Origin of the sequence: Tahibacter caeni, from assembly GCF_024609805.1 — a bacterium.
Taxonomy (GTDB): Bacteria; Pseudomonadota; Gammaproteobacteria; order Xanthomonadales; family Rhodanobacteraceae; genus Tahibacter; species Tahibacter caeni.
Genome location: NZ_JANFVR010000337.1, coordinates 1 through 5,015 on the forward strand (window position 1 = coordinate 1; position 5,015 = coordinate 5,015).

A 5,015-nucleotide genomic window follows, 5' to 3' on the forward strand; every position below is an offset into this window, starting at 1 on the left:
CGGGCAGCGACGGCAGGTCGGCGGCGGCCGGCAGCGCGACGGCGGCGGCGGCGCTCGCCGCCAGCAGGGTCAGAAAGCGCCGGCGCGCCGGCGCGGCGGCCGGCGGCGCGGACGGAGCATTGCCTGACGTACTCATGGGTAGTCTCCGGATGTGGATGTGGATTCGCGCGGCGTCGCGGCCAGCCAGGCGGCCAGTTCGGCGATCGCCGCGTCGTCGAGATTACGCGCTATGCCGCGCATGATCAGCGCATTGCTGGTATCGACCTGACCGTCGTCGCGGTAGCGGCGCAGGCGCGCGGCGAGATAGTCGGCCGACTGCGCGGCCAGCGCCGGATAGTAGTCGTAGCGCGGCGCGGTGCCGTGCAGCGGATGACCCTGCGCGGTAGCGCCGTGGCAGCCCTGGCACGGCACGATGCCGCGTGCCGCGTCGCCGTCGCGGAACAGGCGCGCGCCGGGCAGGTCGGCCGCCGACGATACCGCCGGCGCGCTGCGCCGGCGCGAAGCGAAGTAGACGGCGATGTCGCGCAGGTCCGCGTCGCCGAGCGACTGCACCTGCGGCGTCATCGGCGACGCCGGATCGGCGCGGCGGCGAAAGCCCGCGAGGCTCTGATACAGATAGCCCGGATGCTGCGCGGCCAGCGCCGGAAACGCCGTCACGGCGGCGTTGCCTTCGGCGCCGTGGCAGGCGACGCAGACCGCGACCTTCGCCGCGCCGGCCGCCGCGTCGCCGGCGACGACCGGTGCATCGCGCAGGTCGACGAAGCCGCCGGCGCCCGCGAGCGGCGGCAGCGAGAACAGCAGCAGGGCGAGCACGCGTTTCATGGCCGGACTCCGATGGCGCGCGGCGCTTCGCGGCGCCGCCCGCGGGTTCAGTCGATGTCGAAGGACTGCAGGGTCACCGGCACTGGGTTCACGACGATGGTTCCGCTCATGGACTGGCCGTGCACGTCGCAGAAATAGTTGGCCGTGCCGGCGTCGGGAAACGCGACGGTCTGCTGCCACGTGCCGCCGCCCGGATCGCCGTTGCCGGCGCCGACGCCGTCGCAGCCGTTCGGCCCGCAGCGGAACGCGGTGACCGCGCCGGGGCTCGAGGAAACATTGTGGAATCCGCCGACCTGGCGAAATGTCACCGTGTCGCCGGCCGAGATCGTCAGCTGGTTCGGCGAATAGGCGTTCTGGCCGTCGGCGCCGACGATGACTTCATGGTCGGCGGCCTGCGCGAGGGACGGCAGCGCGAGGGTCAGCAGGAACAGCAAGGGTGCGGGTCGCATGGTTCTCTCTCTCCTTTCGAGGGTGTTCAGTCGTCTGCGGGGAACAGGTCGGTGCCTGCGTCTGCGCGCCCCGCGCCGCGCTACAACCTCAGATCGAGCAGTACGCCGATCAGGTTGGTGGTGTAGCCGCTCGGACCGCCGTCGCTGTAGACGCGGTGGTCGATGACGCGGCCGGTGTCCAGGCCCAGGTAGTGCCAGTCGTCGATGCGCCCGCGCTCGAACAGGTCGAACACGCGCAGCGCGACGCGCGGCGTCAGCGCGATGCTCGCGCCGAGGCTCAGGCTGTCGACGCGGTAGCGCATGGCCGGAAACTCGCCGCTGTCGCCGCCCGTGAGTCCGTCGGCGAAATAGGCGAGCGCGACCGGCGAGGCGAAGCGATAACTGGTCAGTCCTCGCGCGTCGACGAGGTTCCAGTTCAGGTCCAGCCGCACCGGTCCGAAGCCCTGTTCGATACTCGCGCCGGCATTGCGATTGCGCTGCTTGTCATAGGCCCACCAGCGGCCGTTCAACGGATAGTCGGGACCGCCGAGGCTGCCATCGGGACCGAACACGACGTCGGCGACGTTGGCCATGCGCAGGCGCGCGCGGTCGGCGCCGTAGTGGATGCTCGCGCGGGTCTGCGGCGACGGCTGCCATTCCCACTGCACCGTCGCGCCGCTGCGGTCGTAGACCTGGCGGCCGATGACCGCGTCGTAGTCGTTCCAGTCGCCCTGCAGGCCGGCGCTGAGGCTGGCCGTGTCGCCGAGCGCCACCGTCGCCGACAGGTTCGCCTTGTGCTCGCGCCGGTCGGCCAGGTCGTATTTGCGCAGCGCATCGACCGTGAACGCCGGCACGCCGCCGGCGGGCGCTACGAAGCCCGGCAGGCTGACCGAATACGCGAACCAGTACGGATCGGACACGTAGTCGTCGCCGTCGCGATCGATCACGGCAAAGCTCGCGCGCAGGGTCAGTCCTTCGACATGGCGATCGACATAGGCAAGCTTGACGCTGTCATCCGTGACGCGGCTTCGCTCGCGATTCGTGGGTTCGTCGCGGCGCGTGGACAGGGTCAGGCTCAGACTCCGCCGCTCGGCCAGCTGCCAGTCGGCACCGAGTTCGGCGCCGTAGTCCTGCCGGTCCAGCGGCAGGCTGCGCACGCGCGTGATGGCCGACGGCGCCGTCAGCGGGTTCCAGGTGCCCAGCGCACCGGGCTGGATGCTGGCCTGTGCGCCGTTCTCGGTGATGTAGCCGTAGTCGCCGGTCAGCGGGTTGTAGGCCAGGTACGCGTTGCGATAGTCCTCGCGGCGGAAATCCAGCTTGCCGCGCAGGCTCAGCGCCGGCAGCGGCTGCACGCTCACGTGCGTGTCGAACGCGTACGTGTCGATGCGCAGGTCCGCGCTCGCGCGCGACAGCGCCGCCGGCGTGTTCCAGTCGGCGCAGGCGTGCAGGAACGGATTGGCCGGACCCGGCACGCCGCTGCCGTCGCTGTCGACGCCGAACGTTCCGGCGCAGTCGATCGGCGCGATCAGATCGTCGTCCTGGCGCATGCGGCCGGCCGCGGCGCTGACGCCGAGCTCGCCGTTCCACGGCAGCCGGCGCATGAACGTCGCACGCAGGTTGTGGTAGTCGTTGTCGGGTTCCAGCGCGAACTGGCCTTGGTAGATCGGCGCGGACGTCGTGCCGGGCCGCGTCGGCGTCAGCGCGAACGGACTCTCGAAGCGCAGGCGCCGGTAGCGGTCGCGATAGAACGAACCGTCGTAGGCGAAATCCATGCGCCAGCGGTCGCCGGCATAGCGGATGCCCGCGGCGAGGTTGACCGTCGCGTCCTCGACCGGGCGCACGGTTTCGAGCACGCCGGCGTTTCCCGGAAAAAGGAAATTGTAGAAAAACGCGCCGCCGAACGGACGCGCACCGGAACGGCGTTCCTCGCTGACCGCCGCACGCGCGATCCAGCGCGGCGTCAGGTACGCATCGAGGCCGAGGCCGGTCCTGCTGCGCACGACCTGCAGCCGCTGCGGCGCGACACCGTCGACCGCAGCGGCGACCGCAGCGCTGTCGCTCGCGCCGGGCGCGAGACTCGGCAGCAGCCGCAGATCGTTCGTGCCGACGCCGTTCCAGATCGGCCGCGCCGAGTCGCTGACGACGTTGGGCATTTCGCGCAGCAGGGCCTGCACCTTGTAGCTGCCGGCGCGGCCGAACGCGGCTTCGATGAAACCGTCGTCGCTGCCGAGGCGGCTCGCGCGCAGCTCCGCGTAGCTGCCGTCGGCGGGCCGGCGCAGCGCGATCTCGAGCAGGCCCAGAACCAGGCCGCTGTCCCAGCGCACGTAGCGGTTCCACAGCGCGTTGTCCTCGTCGCCGTTCACGACTACCCCGCCGAGCTGCATGCGGCCGTCGTAGATCCACTCGCCGAGCTCCTCCACGGTGGGCGGCTCCAGCGGACAGCCGTACAGATGGCCGGCCGGCGAGCGGCGCTGGCCGGGGCGCAGCCAGCTCGTGCCGCGCGCGTCGGGCGCTGCATCGGCGAGACCGTTCGCGAGCAGGGCGTTGCCCGGCGCGAGATCGACGCCGTCGCCGCTGTCGGCGGCGGCGGGCGCCGCCGGCGCGAACGCAAGGGCCAGCGGCAGAGCCGCGCGAGCGAACCGGTGCGGGCGCATCGCGTTCTCCTGCGTCACTCGTGGAATTTCGGGCCCGACGGCGCGTTCGAGCCGTGCACCTGCGCGTGGCAGGTCAGGCAGGCACGGCCGATCAGGCGTTCGTCCGGATGGCTGCCGTTGGCCAGCGATGCCGGCGTCTGCAGGTCGTTCGGATGACCGAGCTGGCTGTGGCATTGCTGGCACAGCAGCGGCACCGGCGCGACGAGCAGCGCATGCTGGTTGGAGCCGTGCGGCGTATGGCAGTTCAGGCAGCTCTCGCGCACCGGCGCGTGCTCGAACAGGAACGGGCCGCGCTTCTCCGCATGGCAGCCGTAGCAGGTCTCGTTGACGCTCGCGGTCTTCAGCAGCGGCTGCGTCAAGGTGCCGTGCGGGTTGTGGCAGTCGGCGCAGCTCATCTGCCCTTCGGCCAGCGGCATGTGCGAACGGCGGCCGAACTGCTGGCGCACGTCCTGGTGGCATTGGGCGCAGGTGTCGTTGATCGAGCGCCGCGCGAGCAGGCCCTGGCCGGAGAAATTCGCCATAGGGTTGTGGCAGTCGCTGCACGACAGCGCGTTGCGCTGGTGCACCGAGCCGGCCCAGTGCTCGCGCGCGCCGCCCTGGTGGCAGCCCAGGCAGACGTCGGTCTGCTGCGCGACGGGCGTGGCCGAACCCCGCGTATAACCGATGATCAGGCCTTTGCCGGCCGGATTGCGTGCGTGCAGCGAGCCCGGGCCGTGGCAGCTCTCGCAGACCGGCACGGACGGATCGGCCTTGGCCGCCGCATGCAGGCCCAGCGCATGCAGCGTGTGCGTGAAGTGCTCGCTCTCTAGCTGGTGGCAGGCGATGCAGGTCTTTTCGCCGACCGGCTCGGCGCCGGCGGCCAGCGGATTGGCGGCGACGCGCGCGAGCGCGAAGCCCGGCGCGGCGAGGAAGCGCCTCGCATCGTCGCCGACCTGGCCGTTCGCGAAATCCGACGCCGGCAGGCTGCGCGCGAAGTCCTCGCGCGTCTGCTGCGCGAATGCCGGCATGAGCGCCGTCGCGACGAGCAGCAGCAGTGCGCCTGCCCACATCCCTGCGAGCCTGGCCGCGCGCGCGACCATGTTCAGCCTCCGCGCGCCGCGGCCGGCGTGCC

At 71.5% G+C, this 5,015-nt stretch carries 4 protein-coding genes; all 4 read right to left on the reverse strand.

The annotated features are described in order from the left end of the window. Positions 1–132: 132 nt before the first annotated feature. Positions 133–822: a c-type cytochrome gene (locus NON22_RS20160; protein ID WP_257388773.1), complete on the reverse strand. Its 690-nt coding sequence runs from the start codon at positions 820–822 to the stop codon at positions 133–135. A 47-nt stretch (positions 823–869) separates the two neighbouring features. Then, on the reverse strand, positions 870–1,271 hold the full coding sequence (locus NON22_RS20165) for a plastocyanin/azurin family copper-binding protein (RefSeq protein ID WP_257388774.1): 402 nt from the start codon (positions 1,269–1,271) through the stop codon (positions 870–872). Positions 1,272–1,351: 80 nt separating this feature from the next. Then, a complete protein-coding gene (locus NON22_RS20170; protein WP_257388775.1) occupies positions 1,352–3,904 on the reverse strand; it encodes an MtrB/PioB family outer membrane beta-barrel protein in 2,553 nt (850 codons plus the stop codon). Between the two features lie 14 nt (positions 3,905–3,918). Beyond that, a partial coding sequence (locus NON22_RS20175) for a DmsE family decaheme c-type cytochrome (protein ID WP_306673924.1) occupies positions 3,919–5,015 on the reverse strand: 1,097 nt, incomplete at its 5' end.